The organism is Ectobacillus antri (genome assembly GCF_003852715.1).
GTDB classification, from domain to species: Bacteria; Bacillota; Bacilli; order Bacillales; family Bacillaceae_G; genus Ectobacillus; species Ectobacillus antri.
In genome coordinates, this window is record NZ_RIAV01000003.1 from 205,394 (window position 1) to 229,420 (window position 24,027).

32 protein-coding genes are annotated in these 24,027 nt (G+C 40.0%); 30 read left to right on the forward strand and 2 right to left on the reverse strand.

Translation table 11 applies throughout. The annotated features are described in order from the left end of the window. The 29 genes from EEJ45_RS18325 to EEJ45_RS05395 all read left to right on the forward strand — a co-directional run bounded on the left by EEJ45_RS18325 (position 1) and on the right by EEJ45_RS05395 (position 22,605). A complete protein-coding gene (locus tag EEJ45_RS18325; protein ID WP_164464203.1) occupies positions 1 to 174 on the forward strand; it encodes a DUF6877 family protein in 174 nt (57 codons plus the stop codon). A gap of 18 nt (positions 175 to 192) precedes the next feature. Further along, positions 193 to 804, forward strand: a complete 612-nt coding sequence (locus EEJ45_RS05265) for a hypothetical protein (protein ID WP_124563747.1) — start codon at positions 193 to 195, stop codon at positions 802 to 804. 58 nt (positions 805 to 862) lie between these two features. Then, on the forward strand, positions 863 to 1,129 hold the full coding sequence (locus EEJ45_RS05270) for an ArsR/SmtB family transcription factor (RefSeq protein WP_124563748.1): 267 nt from the start codon (positions 863 to 865) through the stop codon (positions 1,127 to 1,129). Between the two features lie 279 nt (positions 1,130 to 1,408). Continuing rightward, entirely contained in the window at positions 1,409 to 2,161 is a 753-nt protein-coding gene (locus EEJ45_RS05275; RefSeq protein ID WP_124563749.1) for a hypothetical protein, read from the forward strand. A 121-nt stretch (positions 2,162 to 2,282) separates the two neighbouring features. Next, the gene (locus EEJ45_RS05280) at positions 2,283 to 2,780 is read left to right on the forward strand and encodes a hypothetical protein (RefSeq protein WP_245999825.1); all 498 of its coding nucleotides are present in this window, start codon (positions 2,283 to 2,285) and stop codon (positions 2,778 to 2,780) included. Continuing rightward, positions 2,773 to 4,056 carry a PBSX family phage terminase large subunit gene (locus EEJ45_RS05285; protein ID WP_124563750.1) on the forward strand — a complete coding sequence of 428 codons (1,284 nt, stop codon included), beginning with the start codon at positions 2,773 to 2,775 and terminating at the stop codon, positions 4,054 to 4,056. Before EEJ45_RS05280 ends, EEJ45_RS05285 begins: the two co-directional genes overlap by 8 nt. 12 nt (positions 4,057 to 4,068) lie before the next feature. Beyond that, on the forward strand, positions 4,069 to 5,562 hold the full coding sequence (locus tag EEJ45_RS05290; protein WP_124563751.1) for a phage portal protein: 1,494 nt from the start codon (positions 4,069 to 4,071) through the stop codon (positions 5,560 to 5,562). Next, a complete protein-coding gene (locus EEJ45_RS05295) occupies positions 5,562 to 6,686 on the forward strand; it encodes a phage minor capsid protein (protein WP_124563752.1) in 1,125 nt (374 codons plus the stop codon). Before EEJ45_RS05290 ends, EEJ45_RS05295 begins: the two co-directional genes overlap by 1 nt. 81 nt (positions 6,687 to 6,767) lie before the next feature. After that, a complete protein-coding gene (locus EEJ45_RS05300) occupies positions 6,768 to 7,340 on the forward strand; it encodes a hypothetical protein (RefSeq protein WP_245999826.1) in 573 nt (190 codons plus the stop codon). Between the two features lie 16 nt (positions 7,341 to 7,356). After that, positions 7,357 to 8,244: a hypothetical protein gene (locus EEJ45_RS05305; RefSeq protein WP_124563753.1), complete on the forward strand. Its 888-nt coding sequence runs from the start codon at positions 7,357 to 7,359 to the stop codon at positions 8,242 to 8,244. 14 nt (positions 8,245 to 8,258) lie between these two features. Further along, entirely contained in the window at positions 8,259 to 8,402 is a 144-nt protein-coding gene (locus EEJ45_RS18330) for a hypothetical protein (protein ID WP_164464204.1), read from the forward strand. A 6-nt stretch (positions 8,403 to 8,408) separates the two neighbouring features. Next, a complete protein-coding gene (locus tag EEJ45_RS05310; RefSeq protein WP_124563754.1) occupies positions 8,409 to 8,795 on the forward strand; it encodes a head-tail connector protein in 387 nt (128 codons plus the stop codon). Next, a complete protein-coding gene (locus EEJ45_RS05315; RefSeq protein WP_124563755.1) occupies positions 8,792 to 9,133 on the forward strand; it encodes a putative minor capsid protein in 342 nt (113 codons plus the stop codon). Before EEJ45_RS05310 ends, EEJ45_RS05315 begins: the two co-directional genes overlap by 4 nt. Continuing rightward, positions 9,130 to 9,489, forward strand: a complete 360-nt coding sequence (locus EEJ45_RS05320; RefSeq protein ID WP_124563756.1) for a minor capsid protein — start codon at positions 9,130 to 9,132, stop codon at positions 9,487 to 9,489. Before EEJ45_RS05315 ends, EEJ45_RS05320 begins: the two co-directional genes overlap by 4 nt. Positions 9,490 to 9,500: 11 nt before the next feature. Then, positions 9,501 to 9,899, forward strand: a complete 399-nt coding sequence (locus EEJ45_RS05325; protein ID WP_164464205.1) for a minor capsid protein — start codon at positions 9,501 to 9,503, stop codon at positions 9,897 to 9,899. Then, positions 9,899 to 10,663: a phage tail tube protein gene (locus tag EEJ45_RS18335; RefSeq protein ID WP_164464206.1), complete on the forward strand. Its 765-nt coding sequence runs from the start codon at positions 9,899 to 9,901 to the stop codon at positions 10,661 to 10,663. The genes EEJ45_RS05325 and EEJ45_RS18335 overlap by 1 nt, the downstream gene beginning before the upstream one ends. Positions 10,664 to 10,719: 56 nt before the next feature. Beyond that, positions 10,720 to 11,109 (forward strand): hypothetical protein, encoded by a 390-nt coding sequence (locus EEJ45_RS05335; protein ID WP_124563758.1) that lies wholly within the window; start codon positions 10,720 to 10,722, stop codon positions 11,107 to 11,109. After that, positions 11,106 to 11,726 (forward strand): Gp15 family bacteriophage protein, encoded by a 621-nt coding sequence (locus EEJ45_RS05340; RefSeq protein ID WP_124563759.1) that lies wholly within the window; start codon positions 11,106 to 11,108, stop codon positions 11,724 to 11,726. Before EEJ45_RS05335 ends, EEJ45_RS05340 begins: the two co-directional genes overlap by 4 nt. Before the next feature lie 4 nt (positions 11,727 to 11,730). Beyond that, entirely contained in the window at positions 11,731 to 13,701 is a 1,971-nt protein-coding gene (locus tag EEJ45_RS05345) for a phage tail protein (protein ID WP_124563760.1), read from the forward strand. Continuing rightward, positions 13,701 to 14,432, forward strand: a complete 732-nt coding sequence (locus EEJ45_RS05350; RefSeq protein ID WP_124563761.1) for a distal tail protein Dit — start codon at positions 13,701 to 13,703, stop codon at positions 14,430 to 14,432. The genes EEJ45_RS05345 and EEJ45_RS05350 overlap by 1 nt, the downstream gene beginning before the upstream one ends. A gap of 12 nt (positions 14,433 to 14,444) precedes the next feature. Next, positions 14,445 to 18,830: a phage tail protein gene (locus EEJ45_RS05355; protein ID WP_124563762.1), complete on the forward strand. Its 4,386-nt coding sequence runs from the start codon at positions 14,445 to 14,447 to the stop codon at positions 18,828 to 18,830. A 10-nt stretch (positions 18,831 to 18,840) separates the two neighbouring features. After that, entirely contained in the window at positions 18,841 to 19,248 is a 408-nt protein-coding gene (locus tag EEJ45_RS05360) for a hypothetical protein (protein ID WP_124563763.1), read from the forward strand. After that, a complete protein-coding gene (locus EEJ45_RS05365; RefSeq protein ID WP_124563764.1) occupies positions 19,248 to 19,457 on the forward strand; it encodes a hypothetical protein in 210 nt (69 codons plus the stop codon). Before EEJ45_RS05360 ends, EEJ45_RS05365 begins: the two co-directional genes overlap by 1 nt. A gap of 29 nt (positions 19,458 to 19,486) precedes the next feature. Continuing rightward, the gene (locus tag EEJ45_RS05370; RefSeq protein ID WP_124563765.1) at positions 19,487 to 19,720 is read left to right on the forward strand and encodes a hemolysin XhlA family protein; all 234 of its coding nucleotides are present in this window, start codon (positions 19,487 to 19,489) and stop codon (positions 19,718 to 19,720) included. Between the two features lie 2 nt (positions 19,721 to 19,722). Further along, on the forward strand, positions 19,723 to 19,953 hold the full coding sequence (locus EEJ45_RS05375; RefSeq protein ID WP_124563817.1) for a holin: 231 nt from the start codon (positions 19,723 to 19,725) through the stop codon (positions 19,951 to 19,953). A 13-nt stretch (positions 19,954 to 19,966) separates the two neighbouring features. Then, positions 19,967 to 20,614 carry a M15 family metallopeptidase gene (locus EEJ45_RS05380; protein ID WP_124563766.1) on the forward strand — a complete coding sequence of 216 codons (648 nt, stop codon included), beginning with the start codon at positions 19,967 to 19,969 and terminating at the stop codon, positions 20,612 to 20,614. A gap of 206 nt (positions 20,615 to 20,820) precedes the next feature. Continuing rightward, a complete protein-coding gene (locus EEJ45_RS05385; RefSeq protein ID WP_124563767.1) occupies positions 20,821 to 21,783 on the forward strand; it encodes a hypothetical protein in 963 nt (320 codons plus the stop codon). 28 nt (positions 21,784 to 21,811) lie between these two features. Beyond that, the gene (locus EEJ45_RS05390) at positions 21,812 to 22,195 is read left to right on the forward strand and encodes a hypothetical protein (protein ID WP_124563768.1); all 384 of its coding nucleotides are present in this window, start codon (positions 21,812 to 21,814) and stop codon (positions 22,193 to 22,195) included. Between the two features lie 86 nt (positions 22,196 to 22,281). After that, positions 22,282 to 22,605 carry a hypothetical protein gene (locus EEJ45_RS05395; protein ID WP_124563769.1) on the forward strand — a complete coding sequence of 108 codons (324 nt, stop codon included), beginning with the start codon at positions 22,282 to 22,284 and terminating at the stop codon, positions 22,603 to 22,605. A 148-nt stretch (positions 22,606 to 22,753) separates the two neighbouring features. Here EEJ45_RS05395 and EEJ45_RS05400 read toward each other — a convergent pair whose 3' ends face one another. Then, positions 22,754 to 23,251 (reverse strand): PH domain-containing protein, encoded by a 498-nt coding sequence (locus tag EEJ45_RS05400; RefSeq protein ID WP_245999827.1) that lies wholly within the window; start codon positions 23,249 to 23,251, stop codon positions 22,754 to 22,756. A 168-nt stretch (positions 23,252 to 23,419) separates the two neighbouring features. On the opposite strand from EEJ45_RS05400, the gene EEJ45_RS05405 reads away from it, so the two are divergent. Then, complete coding sequence (locus EEJ45_RS05405) at positions 23,420 to 23,743, forward strand: hypothetical protein (RefSeq protein ID WP_124563770.1); 324 nt, start codon at positions 23,420 to 23,422, stop codon at positions 23,741 to 23,743. Here EEJ45_RS05405 and EEJ45_RS05410 read toward each other — a convergent pair. Then, complete coding sequence (locus tag EEJ45_RS05410) at positions 23,721 to 23,960, reverse strand: helix-turn-helix transcriptional regulator (protein ID WP_124563771.1); 240 nt, start codon at positions 23,958 to 23,960, stop codon at positions 23,721 to 23,723. The two genes, EEJ45_RS05405 and EEJ45_RS05410, sit on opposite strands and share 23 nt — an antisense overlap. Between the last annotated feature and the right edge of the window lie 67 nt (positions 23,961 to 24,027).

A 24,027-nucleotide genomic window follows, 5' to 3' on the forward strand; every position in this document is an offset into this window, starting at 1 on the left:
ATGAATCCTTTGGAAGAAATTAATAAAATCGCATATCTGCTACCTTTAGAGGTGTTACAAGACATTAACCAACGTATTGGAGATTGGCTAGCATCTGGGGGCAAAGAAACAGATCCATATATTGAACAGCAGCTACGCTTTGCAAAGAAGTTTGTAAACCAAGAGTGGAGATAACAAAGGGGTGAAGAAGCTGTGAAGGATATCCAAATACTTAAAACAGACATCTGTATTGAATGTCCGGGCAGTCAATGGGGTGACAGCAGCTTCTGCTCTGTTCACCAAACAAAGATTCAGCAAGTGCAATCTTGTCCTCAGTGGGAAGAAAAGCTGTTCAAAGAGAAAGATGGTCAGCTTTCTATGTATGATCCAGAACAAATTATGGACATCATTCAACGTACTGAAGAAGACGTCCGTGACTACCGCTGGATGACAAAAGAGATTGATAAATTAGAAGCAGACCTAAACAACCCAGAGATACATAATAAATTGACCGCTAAATGGGGTATAGAGGCTGTTATGCCGAACGGGAAAGGGCAAAGGTCATCCGTTAACGAAAAACGCTACAAACGGCAAATGGAGCGCCTAGAGAGGCTTCAAGAAAAGGTAAGACGAATCAATAAAGCAGCAGAGAAAATTACAGAGGAACGTAAGCTCACTGTGCTGGAATGCATGCTTGATGGGGTAAAGATGAACATGATTGCTAAGCATGTAGGAGTATCTCGCCAAACGTTAAATGAGATACGCCGCGAGATTATCACAAGTTTAGCGACTGATATTTACAAAGAGGAACTGGAAAAAGTATAACGAAATGTTTTTATATGGATATTAAAATAAAAGAAAAAGGCTAAAGGGAGATGTTGACATGGAGGAAAAGTACGAACAAAACGCAGAGTTATTAAAGGTATTGGCGCACCCAGTGCGCCTCGGTCTTATAAACTTCTTGCTTCAAGCAGGTCCGTCAAATGTAACGCAGCTGCAAGGAGAGTTTGATATGCCGCAAAGCACAATCAGTCAACACTTGGGTAAACTTAGACATGCAAGAATTTTACGTGGTAACCGTAAGGGTTTAGAGATTTATTATGAAATCATTGATCCGCGCATCGAGCAATTGGTTAGAGTATTAAAATAAAACATATTTGAAGGTCCGGCTCACTGAGTCGGATTTTTATATTGCTTTACCTTTTTGACAAAATAGACACATATTACACTTTTTGATGTCAATAAATACTATTTGCTATAATGAGGACAAGCAGGTGGCGGAAACCACTTGCTTTCATGATTCGGCAATTCTTTTCATCTATGTATCCCTTTTTGGCTACTCATTTTGAGTAGCTACTTTTTTATATTTTGATTGAAGGATATTAGTTCTTTTTGTCGAAATGTAAGAAGCGAAAGGGTGAAAAAGAGAATGGATAAATTGGTAACTAATAAAGAACCTATGCTTAAAGTAAAGAGTATTACAAACAAAGTTTTTAAAGTTGGTACTGAAGGCGGAGCCTCAATAGTTGGTGAAATTGTTGGTGGGATAATCGGAAATTTTGTTCCAGGATTAACTAACATTATTTTTTCTTATAGGCAAAACAGACTAGAAAATAATTTAGCAATGCTTATGAAAGAGTTTGAAGTGAGACAACAGGATTTTGATAATCGGTTGCGAGATATGAAATACGAGCAGCTAAATGAATTTAAAAAAGCAATGGAATTAGTTTTTGATTATGTTCCAGAAGAAGCCGAGGCTGAAAAAATTAAATATATGGTAAATGGATTGGTTGAATTAGCTGAGTATAAGAACATCCATGAAGAATTTGTCTTATTATTTTATGATACACTTAAAGAAATGCGTCTTTTAGATTTAAGAGTACTAATGTTATATCATACAGCTGGGATGACAACGAGGAATTCAATAAACCTAGAAAAAATAGGAATTAGTCAGGAACAGAATGAATTTATCGCAAATAAATTATTGAGAATGGGATTATTGTCTACAAATTTTGAAGATAATGTTGAAGATCTATACAGAAGTATAGATGACATTAATAATACGTTAAAAGGAAACTCTATGAGAGCTAGGGCTATTAGTATTAAGCCTTTTAAATATGAGTTTGTATCCTCTTTTGGAGTACAATTTATTGATTTTTTTTGTAAGAATAAAACGGTTTAACTTAAAGCATTCCTCCGGGAGTGCTTTTTATTTTGGCTAAAAGGGAAAACACATCTCATAATAGGGCGTTGGGGTGGGAGCGCGAGATGACGACATCAAGCAATTAGCGTGAGGTGGTGTTATGGCAAAAGGGAAATATCAAGAATGGCTCACGAAGGAAGGCCTGCTACTCATAGAAGGATGGGCACGTGACGGACTTACAGATGAGCAGATAGCAAAGAATATGGGAATTGCAGTTAAAACCTTATACAACTGGAAAAACAGTCATATGCCGATTTTACAAGCCTTAAAAAAGGGAAAAGAAGTAGTAGACCGTGAAGTCGAGAACGCTCTGCTCAAACGTGCACTTGGGTATCAATATGAGGAAGTTACGTATGAGATGGGTGTTGAGGTCAAACGAGTATGTAAAGAGGTAACACCAGATACAACCGCTCTTATCTTTTGGCTAAAGAATCGTATGTCAGATTGGGGCGGTGATCGTGCAAAACGAGTTTCGGAACTTCGTAAACTAGAAGCTGATACACAATTGGTGCAAGAGCGCATTAAGTTGTTGAAAGGTGCAACAAAAGATACGTCTTTACTAGATGCTTTAATTAATGCGGTGAAAGGCGATGACTAACATTACATTTTCACCTAAGCAACTTGAGATTATCCGCGCTCCGTTTGATGTGACGCTTGAAGCGAATGAAGGAACGCCACGTTCAGGCAAAACAACAGCTGGCCATTTTCGATATGCTTACTATCTATCTGTTACCCCGGATGAAAACCATTTGATTGTAGCCTATAACCAAGAACAAGCTTATCGTTTATTCATTGATGGTGATGGAACAGGCTTGCTGCACATATTTGGTGACTTAGCTAAACCGAAAAGTGACAGGCTTGGTGACCATTTAGAAGTACACACGTCGAAGGGTATTAAAAAGGTGTATTACAAGGGTGGAGGTAAGGTTGACAGTGTAAAAGCAATAACAGGTATGTCGCTTGGCTCTGTGGTCTTTTGTGAAATTAATCTATTGCATATGGATATGATTCAGGAGTGTTTCCGTCGTACCTTTGCGGCGCGGATGCGGTATCATCTTGCAGATCTCAATCCGCCGGCTCCAAATCATCCTGTTATTGAGAATGTGTTTAATGTGCAAAAGACGCGATGGAAGCACTGGACCATTCAAGATAATCCGATTATCACACCTGAACGAAAGCAAGAGATCTACGACACACTTGCTAAGAACCCGTATTTACTGCAGCGTGACTGGTATGGCAAACGAGTGATGCCTGAAGGCGTTATATACGCCATGTTTGATATGGACAAGCATATTGTGTCTACTTTGCAGGGAGAACCCTTGGAAATGTACTTTACAGCGGATGGCGGGCAAAGCGACGCGACCAGCTGCGCGTGTTATATTGTCACCCGGCAAAAGGTAGATGATCAACTAAAATATAAGCTGAATCGTGTCGCTCATTACTATCATTCTGGAAAAGAAACAGGTCAAACTAAGGCAATGAGCATTTATGCTAAGGAAATCAAAGAGTTCGTTCAATGGTGCGTAGCCACTTTCCAGATGCGATATACCGAAGTATTCGTAGATCCCGCGTGTAAATCCTTACGTGAGGAACTGCATCTATTGCTAATTGATACCCGAAAGGCTGACAACAATGCACACGATGTAAAAGGGAATGCAAAAGGGATTGAAGTTGGGATTGAACGCGGACAGAATGTATTGTCGAATGAACAATTTTGCTTAGTGGAGACAGAACAGTACAGTCATTATCATTTCTTGAAAGAGGTCGGGATGTACTGCCGTGATGAGAGTGGGAAGCCAATAGACGAATGGAACCATGCAATGGATGAATTTCGCTATGGTGTGAACTATTTCTATAAACGATATGTCATTTAAGGAGGTGAGCGGGTGCTTAAAAGCCTAATCGCCAAGATAAGGCAGGTGTTATATAAAATGAATCTGATTAAAGGTGTTAAGAGTGTATCGCAGGTCCGAGACATTTCTGTAAGTGATGAACAGTATCGCCAAATCGAAGTCTGGAAACAGCTTTATCAAGGCTATTACAGCGAGTTTCATGATATCCAATACCAAACTGTAAATGGTAAAAAAGAACGCCGTATGAACAGCTTAAATATGCCAAAAGTCATCTCACAGGAGATGGCTTCTTTAGTTTTCAATGAGAAATGTAGCATTAATATTTCTGATGAAACGTTGGCTGCTAATATCGAAACGGTGTTTAAGGTAAACAATTTCCAAAGAGAGTTTCAAAGGTACCTAGAGTATAAGTTTGCTTTAGGCGGTATAGCTATCAAAGGATTCGTTCATGGCAAAGACATTAAATTGTCATACGTCACAGCTGATTGTTTTATCCCCCTCTCTTGGAGCAATAAAGAAGTTACAGAAGGTATTTTTGTAAATGAGTTTTTTAAAAGTGATAAGAAATATACCCACTTGGAGTGGCATGTGTGGGAAGGGCAAACCTACGTCATTCGCAATGAATTGTATGAGAGTCAAAATAAAGAAAGTTTAGGTGTGAAAATATCGCTTCATAGCCATTTTCCAGAGTTACAAGAAGAGGTAGCTATAAATGGTCTAAAACGTTCTTTATTCGTCTATATCAAGCCAAATACGGCAAATAACGTCGACTTAAACAGTCCGTTAGGTGTTTCGTTGTATGCGAATGCGCTGGATACGCTAAAAGCACTTGATACAGCGTTCGATAGCTTTGAGCGTGAGTTCCGTTTGGGTAAGAAACGGATTTTAGTTCCGACTAATGCCATTAAAACGGTAGTCGATCCGCAGACTGGGATTATGCAGCGGTACTTTGATGCAAATGATGAAGTATACGAAGCTTTTAACTTCAGTGAAGAAATGAAACAAATCCAGGATATTAAAGTGGAACTGCGGGTGGAGGAGCATATTGCTGCTATTAATGCTTTATTGACGCATTTAGCTATGCAAGTCGGCTTTAGTGCTGGAACATTCACCTTCGATAGCGCAGGATTAAAAACGGCTACAGAAGTCATCAGTGAAAACTCGAAGACATTCCGTACCAAAACGAGCCATGAAACTACAATTGAAGCAGGAATTCAAGAGTTAATCAATGTCGTTATTGAAGTAGCAGCTTTGTATAACATTTTTCCAAGACCTAGCAAAGAATATGAAGTCACTGTTACCTTTGACGACTCCATCACAGAAGATAAAACAACGAATGCGACCTACTGGACTGGTCTTGTTATCAATGGGTTATCGAGTAAAAAATTAGCCATCATGAAAATCCATGGTTTCACAGAAGAGCAAGCACAGAAAATGCTACAAGAGATTCAAGAAGAGAACAAAACCATGCTTCCAGAAGCAGTAGATTTATTCGGTACATCCAAGCCGAAAGAAGAGGACGAATAATGGCTCTTACTCCTAACCAATTGCAACAGCTCTCTATGTTTATGGTCGATATTTATAATGCGATTGAAGAAGAATTGCTGGTCAACATAGCCCGAATCCTAAAACAAGATAGAGATTTATTACTGCTTGCTGAGAATGGCGCAGAATACCAACATTGGCGTATCGTGCAGCTTCAAAAACTAAACACGTTAACGCAACAACAAATGAGGATCATTGCCAAACATTCGGGAAAAACAGCTGAGGAATTAAAGAAGATGCTGGAAACAGCAGGCTTTACCGCGGTGGAACAGCACGAATCGATTTTCCAAGAGGCGTTACAAGGAGGAAGTTCATTACTGACAGCTCCACCGCCACACACCAGCATGGCGCTCATTAGTGTACTGAATGCCTATGAACAGCGAGCGAAAGACACTTTTAATCTTATCAATACAACTATGCTACAGCAGTCTCAGCAGGTCTATATAGACGTTCTGAATAAAACAGTAGGTAAGGTATTAAGTGGCGTTATTACACCACAGCAGGCGTTAAAACAGACGGTTTCTGAATGGTCTCAGCGTGGCATTCCGGCATTGATTGATAAAGCAGGTAGGCGCTGGAGCACGGAAGCTTATGTCAACATGGTTACGCGTACGCTTAGCCAGCAAGTTGCAAACGATATGCAGCTTACTCGTATGGATGAATATGGTGTGGATTTAGTAGAAGTTAGTTCACACATGGGCGCCCGGCCACGATGCGCACCGTTTCAAGGTCGTATTTTTTCTAAAAGTGGTCAGAGTAAACGATACCCAGCATTCTCTAGTACATCGTATGGAGAAGCTGCGGGGCTCTTAGGTATTAACTGTCATCATGTGGTGTATCCGTACATTCAAGGGAAATCTACAAAGCGATATCAACCCTATGATGCTGCTGAAAATAAGCAAGCGTATCAAGAAAGTCAACAACAACGGCACCTAGAGAGACAAATCCGGAAAGCGAAAAAAGAAGCAAATGTCATGCAAGCACTTGGTGATCCAGAAGGTGTAAAAGAAGCAAAAATGAAAGTGGCTCAGCGTCAAGCTGCAATGAGGGAATTTATTGAACAGACGAAGAGAACACGTAGATATGATCGAGAACGCATTGTATAGCGTTCTTTTTCTTTTGTCCGTTATTCGTAGTGGACGTTAAACAAAACGAAAGGACAAAAACCCTTTTGGGAGGTAGAAACGATGGAGGAACAAACGCAACAACAAACAGCTGACCAACAAGCTGAAGGTCAACAAGTTGGAGGAGAACAAACTACTGCTACGCAATCGGTAAAAACCTTTACACAAGAAGATGTAAATGGGATTGCTGCCAAAGAAGCAAAGAAAGCACAAGAGAAGCTTTTGAAACAGCTAGGCATTCAAGACTTTGAAAGCGCAAAAGACGGCCTTACAAAGTTCCGAGAGTGGCAAGAATCACAAAAAACGGAACAAGAAAAGGCAAATGAAAAGCTGACATCATACGAAAATCAAGTCAAAGAAAGCCAAGATATCATTTTCTCTTTAAAAGCAGAAAATGCAGCTATTAAAGCAGGTATTACGGATGAAAAGAATCTCAATGCAGTCATCACATTGGCGAAAACCAAGGTAACGGATGAGGTAGACATTGCGCAGGCTATCACGTTGGTTGTCGAGGAATTCCCACATTTCAAAACAGCTCAGCCACAAGAAGAACAGAACCCTCATTTCACAAGTGGACAGCACCAGAGGAAAACAGATACATCTGATGCGTTTGTCCGCGCATTACTAGGAAAATAAAAGGAGGCACTAACTTATGCCAAACGCAATTAACTATGCACAAAAATATGGGCAGGAGCTTGACCAAGTCCTGAAACAAGAGTCTTTAACAGCGGAGCTTGAAACCCCGAATGTGAATTGGCTGAACGCTAAAACGTTTCTAGTTCCGAATGTAGCAGTTTCTGGTTATAAAACACACTCTCGTAACGGTGGCTACAACCGTGGAGATGTAACAACTACGAATGAGCCGTATACACTCGGCTTTGATCGTGACATTGAATTCTTCGTGGATCAAGCAGATGTAGATGAATCCAATCAAGCCGCTTCTGCCGCAAACATCACAAAGGTGTTCATGACAGAAAACGCGATTCCTGAAGTGGATGCATACCGCTTCTCTAAAATGGCTACCCGTGCAAAAGCGGACACTCGCTTTGCTGCTGAAGCAGTAGATAAAACAAATATTTACGGGAAGCTAAAAGCAGCTATCTTACCAATTCGTAAATATGGTCCATCTAATATTATCGTATATATGTCTTCTGCGGCTATGGATGCATTGGAGCAATCTACAGATTTCCAACGCAAAATTGATGTTATGTCTAATAGTGGTGCGATTAGCACACGTGTAACATCCATTGATGGGGTGAAGCTTAAAGAGGTTTGGGATGCAGGGCGATTCCATACGTCTTTCAACTTTACATCAGGCTTTGTCTCTGCGACAGGGTCATTTGCTATTAACTTCTTGGTGGTAGCTAAGCCATCTATCATAGCGAAAGCGAAGCTAAGCAGCATTTATCTATTCCAACCAGGTCAGCATACACAAGGGGATGGTTACTTGTATCAAAACCGCATGTACCACGACCTGTTTGTGATGAAAAATAAAGCGGATGGTTTATACGTGTCTCATGGCACAGTAGCGAAGCCGTAAAGGGAGGATGACATATGAAGTTGTTGAAGAAAGATAACGCGTATATCGAGGCAGATGATACTCTTGCAAAAGAATTGGAGCTAAACGGCTATGAAGTTGTAGATGGCTACGAAGTAGAAGAGAAAGCGCCAGCAAAGACTTCAAAATCTAAGGAGTGAGCGTAATTGGCATACATTGATACCAATTACTATCAAAATGAATATGGCGGTATTGCAGGAGGGGACAGCACCCTCCTTGCTGTTTTGATAAAGCGAGCTAGTGACGTCATAGACCAAATAACCGGTTATAAAATTGCAATGAGCCCGAATAAACTGAGTGATTTTCCTGCTTTTGTACAGGAACAAGTGAAAAAGGCAACAGCTGTTCAAACAGAGCATTTCGTGTTAAATGGTCAACAAGCATTCAATGGAGATGCATTAAACAGTGTGAGTATCGGAAAGTTTCGGTATAGCGGATCAGGAGCAAGCGGCAATGCAGGCAGAACCAATCCAGCGGTTATTGAATACTTGAAACCAACGGGATTGTTGTATACAGGAGTGGATACGCTATGACACGGCCCATTCCCTTACAATTATTGATTCACACTGTGGAATACCATCAATATAACGGGAACAGCACCTGGGGAGAAGCCTATAAGGCTCCTGTTATGCTTTATAACGTTTTAGTGCAGTCCATTCCTTCTTATCGGCGTAAAATTGGGACAAGCGAGCGGGAACAGGAGAATAATTCTTCTATTTTGTTCTTTGATGCCGTGCATTCTTATCCAAAAGTGAATTGGCAAGAAAAATCCAAGATTGTATTGAACGGTACAACTTACTATGTAGCCAATGTGGATGAATTCTATGGATTTGGTACCATTCCCCATCACTGGGAGGTGACGTTGGTATGATTAAGTTTGATGTGAAAATTACGTATGATGCCCAAAAAACGATGGATAAAGCACAACAGGCCTTAAATAAAGCTCAATTGGCATTAGATGAGCAAATATTAAAGGACAGCAACAACTTTATCCCAAAAGATACAGGTGCGCTTGAACAGAGCTCCTTGCGTTTTAGCCGGACGGGAGAAGGGCATATCGAATGGAATACACCATATGCCAGACGTCTCTATTACAACCCACAATATAACTTTTCACAGGATAAAAACCCAAATGCACAAGGGTTATGGTTTGAAGAAGCCAAAGCGCGTCACGGATCAGATTGGGAAAAGATTGCACAACATACTGTGAATCAGAATATGGGATAGGAGGTGTTTGGGTGGATCTACTTCAGCGGTTAATTGACAAAATCACAACAAATATAGCATTACCCGCTCCTATACAAGTTGGAGTATTGAGTACACAGTCTCCTGCTATCTGTATCCGGCAAACACCTTCTTATCCTTCAACAAAGTATTTGGATAAGGGAAATACGTATCATTTTGCTTTTCAAATCCTTATCAAAGATCACAATCAACAGCAGGCTGTCTTCACACTGCAAGATATCACCTTTTTCTTAGATACTTTAGAAAACGGGGCTATCGTAAGTGGGAATGGCAGCTTTTCATTTGTATCGTGTAACGTGTATACCATGCCAAATTTCGTGCAGAAAACGGAACATGATGAATATGTCTACACTGCTTTATTCCAAGCGGAAATTGAAAGGAGAGGTGTTTAATGCCACCACAAGGGTTGTTATTGCAATCTACTCATTTGTTTGAATTGAATACAACACCAGGTGTAGCGCCTGGTACGTTTGCACGTCTTGCGGAAGGACTAAATAATTTCGAGCCCAACACAAATGAAGAAGTTGCGCAGGATACGTATTTAGACGGCAAAGGGTTTGCATCTTCTACAGTGACGGGAGCTCAATTAATTCTAACGTTCACTGGTCACCGTAAATTCGGGAATCCAGCGCAGGACTATATTTTTAGCAAATTAACGAAGTTAGGTTCGGAGCGTGAAACAGATTTTCGCTGGACATTACCGGATGGAAGTAAATTCGAAGGAGCCTGCACAATTGCGAACATTGAAGGACCAAGTGGGGATGCAAACGCAAAAGGTGAAATCTCCTTTGAGATCCACTTTAATGGTGAACCGACATTTACACCGGCTGCAGCGGATGGTACACCTCCTACAGTCACAACCAACCCGATTGATGGTGCAACCGGATTTGCTGTGGGTTCTAACATTGTTTGGACATTCTCTGAAGCCATTCAAAGCAGCTTAGTAACAGATGCAAACTTCTTCGTTACCAAAGCGGATGGCACGCCTGTAGCGGGGACGCTTGCGCTTAGTGCAGGCAACACAGTAGTTACCTTTGACCCGACAGCCAACTTAACCGCAGCCACAGATTATATTGCTGTTGCGACGAGGAATGTTAAGGATGTTGCGGGTAATGCACTCGCGGCCAACAGCATTACCAACTTTAGAACCGTATAAGAAGCAGGAAGTGTCTGAAAGGATACTTCCTTTTTAATTAAGAAAGGGTGGAGAGAATGCGTAAATTTGAATTTGCTAAGGCTTATGAAGAGGTAGAGATTGCAGGTAAAACCTATCGAATTGATTTTGCTGACGACAAAGTCGAACAGTATCAAAAGGGATTTAAAGACTTTTATGCAGAAGCACAAAAGTTAGAAGTTTTAGATGTGGAACATCTGACAGATGAAGAACAAAAACATGTGATAGACAATCAAAAAGATTTGGTAAAACGTTTTACCAATCAATTATTAGGTGAAGACGCATTTGAAGAACTGTATGAAAAAGCAGGGCGGTCAATGCTCAACATGTTTGATTTGTTAGCCTATATCGCTGATATCATGAAAGAAAAAACAGAGCAATCCCGTATTGAGAAAAAGAGCAAGTATGTGAAGAAGGGAAGGGCATGAGCTCTTTTCTTCTTACATCTGATTTTGATGATTCTTTTTTATACAAAGGGCAAGTGCTGCATGTAGATTTATCATTCGATAATGTATTACGTGTATTTGAACTATTCAAAGATCCTGTGTTCTCTGATGGGGAAAAGATTGAGATTGCATTAGAAATGTTACTTATCGAATATTCGAGTATACAACATCTTTCTACAAAGGATTTGTACACTCTTTTTTTATATATTTTTAAAGAATTTCTGGATATGGATTTGACTCAGCAAGAAGAAGCGGACAGCCAAAAAGTATATGATTTTGAACAAGACGCAGGCATTATTTATGCGTCCTTTTTACGTGCATATCAAATGGATTTGTTTGAGCAACATGGGAAATTGCATTGGCAAAAATTCCTGCAACTCCTTACGCATTTAGATGAAAAGTCCAAATTTAAAGAGGTAATCGGTTATCGTCAAATGAAGGTGCCAGCACCAGATAAGCATAACCAGGAATACCGCGATCATGTCATGCGCATGAAGCGTATGTATCGTCTGGAACAAGAGATAAACGAACAGCAAGCCTTAGAACAATTGGACAAAAAATTTGATAACGTGGCAGCATTCTTGAAAACAAGGGGGTGAAACGATGTCAGATGGCAGAGTCATTATTGATTCCAAAATAGATGGGACTGGTGCTGAACAAGGCTTACAACAAATTCAAACGAAATTGAATGAAGTGAAACAGAAGTTCCAAGAAGCAGAAAAAGCACTATTGCCATTTAAAACACAACTTTTACAAACGGAAGTGAAGATGCTGGAATTAGCGCAATCCATGGACACATTCCAAGGAACCAATGCACAGTTTATGGACCAGGTAAAACAGCTTGGGGCCGAGTATAAAAAAGCGTCTGATGCGATGATTGCCAATAACAATTTAGCGAAAGCCTCTATGATTCAGACAGCTGGACAAATGATGAACATGAGCACGCAAGCTCAAAAGATTTCCGAGAATTATGATCGGATGGGCAACCCGATTTATAAGGTGAATCAAGCGGGTTTAGCGGTCGCAAATACCTTAAATAAAATTGCATTAAACGGTAATGCTTCTGTATTAGCCTTACGATTGTTAGGTCCTACGGCTAATATGAAGCAACTACGTGATATGCAAGGAATGATTAATCAAGGTCTTGTTCGTTTTCAAATGGTTGCATTAGGAGCTTTAGTCACTGGTGTTTTGGTCTATGGTGGACTCCATAAAGCGGCTATGAAGTCAAACGAAGGATATAAGAAGTCATTTGAGACAATGGTAGCGAATCTCAAGAAAGCCTTTCAACCGATGGTGGATGTATTTGCGATGGTCATGACAAAGGTATATGACTTCATCAATGCAATTGCGGTTATGGCTATTAAGTTTAATGAAGCACATCCCACTCTGGCTAAAATCATTCAAGGCATTATGATGTTGATTCCAGCCTTACTATTAATCTTATCCCCCCTTGCAATTGGTATTGGATTGTGGGCAGGGTTACAAGCAGCATGGGGGTTTATATGGACAATGATAGGACCGCTGATTACCGGTTTGGCTGCCATGAGTGCAACAGTATGGATTGTAGCAGCTGCAATTGTCGGGTTAGTAGCTGGAATTATGTATTTATGGAAAACAAATGAAGGTTTCCGAAACGCCATTATTACTGGCTGGCAGGTGATTAAAGCTGCAGCAATTGCCACATGGAATTTCATCCTAAACAATGTACTTCTGCCTGTTTGGAATGCCATTGTAAGTTTTGGAAAGCAACTATTTGGGAAACTAAAAGAGTTTTGGGACCAAAACGGCAAGCAAATTAAGCAAATTGCACAAACGATTTGGGCATTCGTGGTATCTTACGTCATTACTCATATCCAACGAATGGTCACAACAGCTAAATTTATTTTTGAAGTATTAAAAAGCGTGGTGCAAGCAGTTTGGGGAAATATCAAGGGTATCATTCAAGCTGCCATTGGCATCATATTAGGCATCATTGGTTTATTCGCTAATTTATTAACAGGGAATTGGCGTGGAGCTTGGGAAAACGTAAAAAGCATTTTGCAGAATGCTTGGGACTTGATGAAAAATGTAGCCACTATGGGAGTGAATGCATTTCTTGGAGTGGTTCGTGGCTTAGGAAATGCACTGGGTGGTGTCTTCTCCAATATTGGTAACAGCTTCTATAATGCAGGCCGCGGCTTCATTGACATGATGATTCAAGGTATTGAAGGCATGATTGGAAAGGTCACTTCTACGATTTCCAAAGTAGCTGGGAAGATTCGTAACTTCTTACCGTTTTCCCCTGCCAAGGTCGGTCCGCTTTCTGACTTAGATAAACTGGATTTCGGCGGCCCCATTTCCGATAGCATTACAAAAGGTCTTCCTTTAGTACAAGGACTATTAGGGGATATGCTTGCATTACCAGCTATCAGTCCGACCGGACCACAAACAAGCACCATACAAAAAAATTCAACTCGTAATATATTTGAAATTGGTCAACTTGTCGTAAGGGAAGAAGCGGATATAGACCGTATTGCACAAAGGTTACATGTGCTGCAGCAAAGATCACAGAGAACAGGAGGGCGCGGTTAATGTTTACATTCAATGGTATACATGCGAGTACGTATGGAATTAAGGTGATAAGCATCTCACGCCCTCCTTTACCTGCAATTAAAAATACCTTTGTAGAACCGCCTGGAAGAAACGGTGCATACTTTGCAAAGTCTGCATTAGGTAAACGTGAAATTTCAGTCAAAGTAAAAATAAAAGCTATATCACAAGCAGCTCTTCGTACAAATGCTCGAAACATTACCAAGTGGCTACACAACAATAGATTAGAAGCTCCATTGATATTTGATGATGAGCCAGACAAAGTCTATACCGCTATTACAGACGGTACAGACTGGGAAGAGATATTTCGTTTCGGTGATGGTACAATCCAGTTTATTTGTGCAGATCCTTGTGCAGAAAGTAGTGCAGCTACTGACATCACGTTAACGAGCAACGGAAATAAAACTATAAATGTTATGGGAACTGCTGATGTCTTGCCGGTTATTACAATTACTTTTACCGGCGCCACTACTAATTTGAGTATCAAGCATGTAGAAAAAAATGAAGTTATTAAGCTAGTTAAGGCATTTGTAAGCTCAGATACATTAATAATTGATTGTAGAAAGGGATTTATTACATTAAACGGTACAAACATTATGCCTGCATTAGATTTAAGTAGTGATTTTTGGTCATTGTATCCTGGAACAAACACAATCAACTGTACTACATTTTTAGGTACAATGACGTTGACATACAAGGATAAATGGCTGTAGGAGGGCAAAAGCGTGAACCAGCTATTTTTATTCGACGGTTTAACTGAAAAGCTTGTTGCGGTTAGCAGTAATGATGGGAACATGATGCCTTTTTATGATGATAAACATGTGGAGCAGCTAAATCGTGACTTCACGTTCACATTTTCTGTGCCTGCTGATCATGCTGATGCCATCTATGTAAAACGAGGTAACATTGCAGGATTTCTTGATTTGGATGGTAACTTGCAAGCTTTTACGATTTACAATACGGAAGAGTTTCATGATGGAGATACTTTTACCAAAACAGCTTCATGTGAACATGTAAGCTATGAATTGCTTGACGATATCGTTGAGGATAAACGAACAGTGAATGGTACAGCATTACATGCTGTAACGGATGCACTTTCGAAGAGTCGATGGCAAATTGGTACAGTGGACAGTTTAGGTACAAACAATGTGAATTTTTACTACAGCAATGCTTTAAATAATCTGCGTGAGATTGTCCGCGTATATGGAGGGGAACTCCGATTCAGATTAACATACACAGCTGGATCCATTACAGGGCGATACGTAGATTTATTAGCTAGACGCGGAGCTGATACCGGGAAGCGTTTTGAATATACTAAGGACCTTACAAGCGTCAAACGTACGGAAGATATAACATCGATCAAAACAGCTTTATATGGACGAGGTAAATCTAGCACGATTGAAGCTACAGATGGTTATACCCGTAAAGCCACGTTTAGAGACGTTGTTTGGACTACTGTTGGTAACCCCGCTAATAAACCTGCCGGACAAGAATGGGTAGGAGATACTAACGCTCTTGCACTTTATGGTTTGGCGAATGGAACGCGCCATCGCTACGGAATTGTTGAGTTTAACGATATAGAAGATCCTGCTGCGTTATTACAAGCAACATGGAATTACTTGCAAACGGTAAATAAACCGCGTTTAACCTACGAAGTAAATGCAATAGACCTTGAACGAGTGGCAAGCTTAAACCACGAAAAAGTACGGCTGGGAGATAACGTATTTATCATAGACAGGGAGTTTACCCCGGAACTACGAGTACAAGCACGCGTGATAGAGATACGCCGTAGCCTAACAGACCCAGCAGCTACAGAGTTTGTTTTAGGTAACTTTATCCCTATGTTGACGGATATTACTAGTCGTATTGAAGAGATTGAACAGACGATTAATGATAGGGGTGGTGTTTGGGATGGGGTGGTTAGTCCCATTACAGATGGTGATGTTGAACCGGTAATTGCTACAACCCCTACTAACTTCACGGCTAACGGTTTATACGAACTTATTGCGCTTAAATGGGATTTTGATAGCCGTTTAGGACTTGCAGGTTATGAAGTTTACGGCTCCCCAGTTAACAATTTTACACCGCAAGCTAGTAACTTAATTTGGAAGGGTAAGGCGGGCGGTATTACGCACAAAGCAAACCCTAACGAAACATGGTACTTTAGATTACGTAGTTTTAACACAGCAGGGCAGTACAGTGCTTATACAGCGCAAGTTACCGCTAGCACAGCTAAAATTAATGGTACGTACATTGCAGACGCTACCATCGGTAATGCACAAATAGGTAACGTTAGTGCCGATAAACTAACCGCAGGTACTATTGATGCTGTAGAAATTGATATTGTTAACATTAACGCAGATAACATTAATACGGGTTTGTTAAGCGCAGACCGTGTGCGCATTGGTGCGGGGACTACGTTTGAGAATGGTTACAACCCTGTAGAAATGGTAATTGGTAGTGCAAATATGTTAAAGGGGTGGGACTTTAGCCGTTTTAACGTAAACGATTGGCAGGTGTGGAATGCTAACACACAAGCGCCTAGCGTGCAAAATATTACTCTAGATAGCGGTGAAGTGTTGCCGTTTTTACGTGTAGCTTCTGTTGCTGGTTTGGGTGCTAGTAGTACGTTTGGTTTAGGGACTAAAAGTAGTGCGACAGGGCTTAAATTTGCTGTAATTGGTGGCGAAAAGTATACGTTATCCTTTTTAGTTGCCGTACACCCTAGCGCACAAAACGATTTAAACTATACGTATCTTATTAACGATGGGGGCACCAACCAACGCATACCTACTACAAGCGTAAGCGTACAAAAGGTATACGGCAGTATGACTACACCTTTTGTGCTAACTGTATACCGCTATGAATTAACCTTTACTGCTACAAGTACATGCCCTACTGTACGCTTACTTATTGGTTCTAGGGTAAGTTTTGACTTTTCAGGTACAAACTCTTACGGGTTATTTTACGTAGCCAAAATAAAGCTAGAGCAAGGAACAAAGGCTACAGCTTGGACGCCTAATAACGATGAAATTGTAGGAGAGTTAACTGATACTAGCGGTAAAATTAATGCGGTTGTTACAAGTGAAAACGGGGCTACAGTTATTGATGGTAATAAATTAGCTACAGGTTCTATTGACGCTAACAAGTTAAAAGTTACTGCGTTTAACCTAATTAATAACCCGACTATGACTGAGACAGTTACGGATTGGGTTGCTAGTGCAGGTACCATTACGTTAGCGGATAACCCATTAACTACGGCAGGCGGTGGCGTTTCATCTGCTGTAAAAGTAGCAAAGTTGAGCAGCACAGGCAACGGAGCTTTTAACTCAAATTTGTTTTTAGTAGATCCTAACAAAGCATATAAATTCAAAGTGGCTTTATATAAACCTACAGGGCAGGGCGGAAGAACCTATTTCGGTATTGTGGCGTATGATAAAGACTTTGTACAGCTTACATGCGACTACTTTAACGTAAGTACTCGTACATTAAGCGGTAGCGCGAGCTTCCCGTACTTTTGGTTTAGTAATACAGGCGATACAAACCAAACGAACGGCGTATGGCGATACATGGAAGGTTACGCATTGGGTGCAGATGCTGGCACTACTAACTTCCCGAATGGCAAAAACGTAGACAGGCACATTAAATTACCACCTAACACACGTTTTGTTTTGGTGCGTGTACTTAACTACGCTAATACGGTTAACAGCGACCTTTACATGTTTTCCCCTGCCGTAACAGTAGCGGATAGCGGTAAAATATCATTCGACCAGGCAGAAGGCGGGAAACTAAAGCTAGGACAAGCATATGGTAACGGTGAGTTAGAGGTTTATGCGGATACTGATGGCGATGGACAGCAGGAACTAGTAGGGCAGGTGAACGAAAAGGGCATATCTGGACCTACCATCACCAGCAATGACATTAGGGGCAACGTCGTTAATGTTTACCAAGGCGGGCACACAGCTATTTATGTAGACGGTACAAACGGGAATGACGCTAATGATGGCAGCACGATGGCACTTGCTAAAAAGAACTTGGTTAACGTTATTAATGGCTTACCTAAAAATCTGAACGGTCGCAATATTACCATTTGGATTAGTAACATTAAAATATATGGCGGTATACAGATCAACGGCTTTCAAAACGGACAGTTATTGATTGCGGGTTATAACGCCCAAAAAAGTACGTTTGTAGGGTATAGCCGTGTTAGTGGATGTAGTACAAGGGTACTGTTTCAGGACATTGTATTTGAGGGTGATAATACTACCGTTGGTAATGCGCTTGTTGACGTGTTTTTATGTACAAATGTAGAGTTCTATGCATGTAAATTGTACGGATTTAACAAGGCGCAGCACGGTATTTATTACGATCGTGCAAGTGGATTAATCGGTGAAACGCATGTATATGGCGTTGCTGACCGTGGGCTATACGTTACGTTAGGGCGTGTAGATGTTTATAACTGTTACGGGAGTGTACCCGTATCTTTTTTAGTTGATACAGGCGGGCACGTATCCGGATTTGGCACACGTTGGGGCGGTACTTTAAGCCGTACAAATAGCGGTATGCTAGGTTATCACTCTTATACTGACAATACGTGGAAGCAGGACGTTTGGACAGTTAACCTTGGCGAGGCTACACCTGCGGTACCACCCGAACAGACAACGGTATGGAGTAGCACTTTTGGCGGTAACTACAGCTCCCAAGGCTTTTTTACAGCTAACGAGGTTAAGCAAGGCGACTATGGTTACGGTAACCGCAAAGGTTTGTGGGTGTTTGGTAACATACGCGGTACCTTGGCGGGTAAAACCATTGTTAGTGCTAAACTTACCATTACGCGCGATAGCCGTGGGGGTGCAAGTGGTGGACGTACTGCACACATTGTATGCCACGCACAAACAGCCAACCCTAACGGCGACTTTGCGGTAACTGGCGAGGTTGCAAGTGGTGTTTTAGGTTGGGGGCAAACGTTGGTAATTGACGTTACAAGCGCTACACAAACACAAATTGCAAATGGTACGCAGCAAGGGTTTGGCGTTTATATCCCTGGCGGTGGTAGCACTGATTATATGAGTCTATCTACCAGTGCATCATTGCAAGTCACATATAGATAGGTGGGATAACATGCGAATTTGCTTAATACAAGACGGTGCAATTTTATTAGACATTAAAAATGCACTTAATGTACAAATTACAGATTTAAACGAGTTTACTTGGCATGATGGCAGCATTTGCGGTATTGGGGAAAGTCAGGAGGTTTTGCTTTTACCCTCTACTACAGGCATAGAAGAAGATAGCTTAGAAACATTAAGGGGCCTGGCGCTAGAACACGAACTGTTTAAAGTGGTGCCGAAAGAAAGCATTTTAAGCGAAACCATTAACGGGCTACAAGCCGTGGACGACTTTACGTTACAAAACTTAACTGTAACGGACGAACGTACCGCAGGCATGCAAGTTGTAGACGAATTTATACTAGCAAAACTTACAGAGTTGGAGCAGCGCATTATACAACTAGAAGGAGGAACTGTTTAATGTTAGATGTAAGTATGTTTTATGACCCGTATTGGAATGTTCGTGATCAGAAGTATTGGTGCAAAATGGTAGGCTACGGCTTCCCGCTAACAAGCGTTAAACTAACGTTTAGGAAGATTATTGAGCAAAAACGTTGTAACACATTTGAAGCAGAGTACGCAGCATGGCAAGAAACACAAATAGAAATGCAATCAACAGAGCTTATATAGCTCTTTTTTTGTAGAAGGGAGCGAGGACGATGCCAGAAGCAACTGGTTTGCAGCAAGAAGTACAGGTGTTGAGACAAGATATCAAAAGTTTGGAAAACCGTGTAAATGACCTATCTACACGGACAACGGTAGCAGAAAGGGACATTAAAGGCATCCAAGAAGATTTACGAGGCATTAAGAACAATACAACATGGATTCTACGTCTTATCATTGGTGGTTTGGTGATGGCAGGTCTTGGATTTGTGTTAAAAGGGGGCGTGTAATGATGTTTGAACAAATGGTTTTATATCTCATCGCTGTTATTATTGGTTTGTCTCAGGTGGTGAAAGGCTTAGGATTGCAAGCTAAATACATTCCACTACTAAATGTAGCGCTTGGCGTATTGCTAGGCGTTTTCTTTTTGCCTGCAGATATACAAGATAACATTTTAGGTGGCATTGTAGTTGGCTTGTCAGCATCAGGTCTCTTTGACCAATCCAAAATTATTAAGAAATAAGGGGGAATGAAACATGACGTTTACAATGACATACGATAAACGTAACCGCGCTAATTTAGATAAGTTGGCACCTAACACACGGGCAGCTGCATACAAGTGGTATGAAAAGTGTATTGAACTTCGTGCAGACATTCTAATTTACGAAACGCTGCGTACTTTGGAAACGCAAAAGATTTATCTAGCTCGTGGTGCAACAAAAACATTAAAGTCGTATCACTTGAAAGGTCAAGCATTGGATTTTGTTCCTATTATTAATGGAAAAGATGAATGGAGTCGCAGTGCGTACTTACAAGAGCCATATGCATCTGCCATCACATACGCAAAACAACTTGGCTTTGAGTGGGGAGGCGATTGGAAAGATTTTGTTGATCATCCGCACTTACAGTTTAATTACAAAGGCTATGGCACAGATACAGTGCTTGAGGTCGCAACAGCTACATGTGAAAGTGGAATTATTGCTACGGTACGAGTGAAGGTAGATGTACTCAACATCAGAGCTGGAAACGGCACACAGTACCCGATTATCGCTAAGGCATACAAAGGAGAGTTATATAACGTAACAGGAAACCTTGACGATTGGCATAAAATCATCCTAGCTAATAACGATCACCGCGATGCGTGGGTGTATGGAAACAAAGGAGCATACTTGGAATTAGTGTAGTTAACTTAGCCGGCACCATAGGGACCGGCTTTTTTTGTGGAAAATATTAATAAAATATTATATAATATGTAAAAAATATAAAAAGACATGCAGGATGAACCAAACATGCCCTTATATCTATCTAAATTCTATTAAAAATTAGTCATTTTGTCTAGGTTTATAGATTAGTGTTGTGGTTTCTTCTTTTGCTAGCAGGAGGTTTGCTTGTGGCAGGAACTTATAATATACCGTCGAAATATATAAAGAGATTAGCTTCTCGACATAATGTAAGGCATCATGGGAGAGATATTGAGGATGTGATAGCTGATCTTGTTAATCTAAAATTGCAAGATCAATTAATGTATTTGCATAATCAGTTCTTGTTTACCGATACTAATTTAACAATCTGTAAACCAGATTCTGCATTCCCAACAAAATCAAAAGACGCTGATACATTTATAAACTCTCTCATTACCGAAAAATATATAAATATTTCGCAATTGGATACAGAATGGAAACCCCCTCTATCTAAAGAACTTCAACTCTGTGCTATTTATCGTAATGGAGAAGACGTATATTTAAAAATGGCAGAGGCAAAATATACTACTCGTAAAAATGGATGGAATTCTGAATCTGGAATGTACGCAGCTACTTCTTGCGTAGTTATTCACTTTAATGACCAAGTAGTAGAGCTTAGATGTTCATATAATGAGCGAAAGAAGTATATGGAGTTTGTTATGAAATTGTTAGGGTATGGTCAACCATACACGTGGACATATACTACTATTGTAACTAAAGATGAGGCCAAACAAATGTGCGAACTCTTGAAGGCAGGCTTAGCATCTACCCAAATTGCAATTCCGGCTACGCTTGGGAGCATGACTTTTAATGCAAGCAGGAAGGTTGATTTGCGCAATGATGTGTGGTTTAGTAAAGTAACTGATGCTATTGAGGAATTGGGACTACCTACAAATGATACTATGGATGAAGTATGTTTTTTTGATTTTGAGGACCCTGTCACAAAAATACTTATTGAAGTCTCTTTCGAAATTAACTTAAAGAACGGTGGATTTAAATTTAAAAAGAAAGTTACGGAATCGGTATATGAACATGTGTTAGAAGCATATATTTATGTAGCTTATACCATGAAAGCAACTACTCAACAAGCAGCTGCAAGCAGTGAAGGTTAACATATTTTAAGAAAGGTGGGGAAACATTATGCATGTTCCAGCTTTAAGAATTAATAGTATATTGGAAGACTGGGCTACAATAACTCCACCAATTGAAAATTTTACCGTAGAAAATGTTTTATATGCTGCCAACTTAGATGAATCTTATTATGGAGATGTTTTTAAGTATTTAATGAGATTACAAGGATATATGCTAAATGCGGTTCAGATTGTTCTGTGTCCAAATAACCATAAATGCCATATTTATAAGTTGGACGAACCTATTAATTATGAGGAAGTATACGAATGCTGGTGTTCTGAAGATGAATTCGAACCCGATAATGTTCTCATAGCATTTCAATTCGCTAAAGAATTTATAGATGAATGTAAAAAAAAAAGTGTCATCAACAAATCAATACTACAGTTAGTTTAAATCAAGATTCTATGCAGAATGTGAAATTGTATTCTGATTTGGAACGACTTGGACTTGTTGCAAGAAATGAAAGGGGGATAATTGTAGTGGTAGACAAAAGTATTACAATACAAGGAAATGCTGGACAAAATATTATTAATACTGGCGATAATAACTCTCAGCAACTGACTATTTATCAAACAACGGATAATAAAGAGTTGGACGCTATTTTCAGTAAATTGTTAGAGGCAATCGAAACACTTTCCACTACTGATAATAGGGTAGACGATTTAGAAGCTGCTTCTAAATTAAAAGATGCGGTGGTTAATAACGAAAAAGCCCGTGCGGAAAAAATATTCGGGTGGCTATCACAAATCATTCAATCATCATCAGCGGGTCTACAGATATTTGATATTATTAGTAAAATGTAAAAAATCTTTATAAAAAGAAAAACCCGCCCTCAACGAGGCGGGTTACTTTATTTATCATTTATAACCAATGCATTACAGTTCTAAAATAACTTGTTAGTTAAAGCGGATTTGACGTTTTGTGAAATTTTAATCCGCGGTTAGATAAATCTTATGCTTTTAATGCCTGTTCACTAACTTTATCTCGAACCATTTTCACGACATAATCAAGGCTGTAATCTGGGATATTGCGGATTGTTCTTTTTTTTCCACCCAACATTCCTTTTGTTTCTAAATGTAGTATCCCTAATTCCATTTGAGCTGCTCCGAAGGGGTTTGGAGCAATATCAAAATCTACATTTTTTATTGCCTCATATTTTATTAATTCTGTTTCTGCTCCCCCGAATAAACCACCTTTCAAAGATACGAGGATGAGATTATATTCTGCTACTACTAAAAAACCCGTTTTCATTAATTTAGGATCAGCAGTAGTAAAAGAATAAATCTTTTCACTCTCTTTCATAATCTTTTTCAAAGCCGTTATAGCAAACTCATAAAATTTACGCTCAGTTTTGGGGAACTCTAAAGAGATTTCTTCCATCTCCTTTAATGTGACAGGATATTCAATGATACCAAACCGCTGATTTAACTTCTTGAATTTATTCTGCAATTAGATTCACTCCTAATTTATGTTTGATTTACGATATAATTATAGCAAATAATGAGGAAAATATTTCATAAAAATTTGTTTATTTTTAGTAGTACTAGCAACTGACAACCCCTACAGCGCATATGCTTTTGGTGAGCGAGTCACCGAAAAGCCGATGGAGGTGGGTACGTGAACAATCAAGAGCTTATCCAACGACTGACAGAATTGAATCATGAAATCAGTAAAACGGAACTAGCGTATTATGATACGCTTCATAAAATCAAAGAAGTGGAGTACCAGATCCAAGAGAAAACCTCACAATTGCTGCTAAGCGGTAAAATTGACGGGAAAACAGAGAAGATTCGTGATGCACAGCTCTTTCCGCACATGAAGAACCTGCTACTGGAGAAGCTAGAAGCAGAAAAGGAAAGTGACAGAAAAAAAGAGCGCTACTATGCAAAGAAGCGCGAAGCAGTCCATATCCAATACATCATTCGTTTATTGACTCCGTAACGGGGTCTTTTTTATTTTCCACCACAGGTATCCATATTTCTTCAATAGGTAACCCTAACTCTTTTGCAATAATATAAGCATTTGTCAGACTAGGTAATGCCTGATTATTCACTAAAGAGCTTAATGTTGTTCTGCTGAGTTGAATCTTTTCTGCGAATACAGTCTGCTTAATATTCCTCTCTGCAAAAATAACCTTCAAACGACATATAATCTTCATTTCCTTCACCTCATAGCTATATTTCGGTAAACTTCATAGCTTATCCTGTTAAAAAATGACGATATGC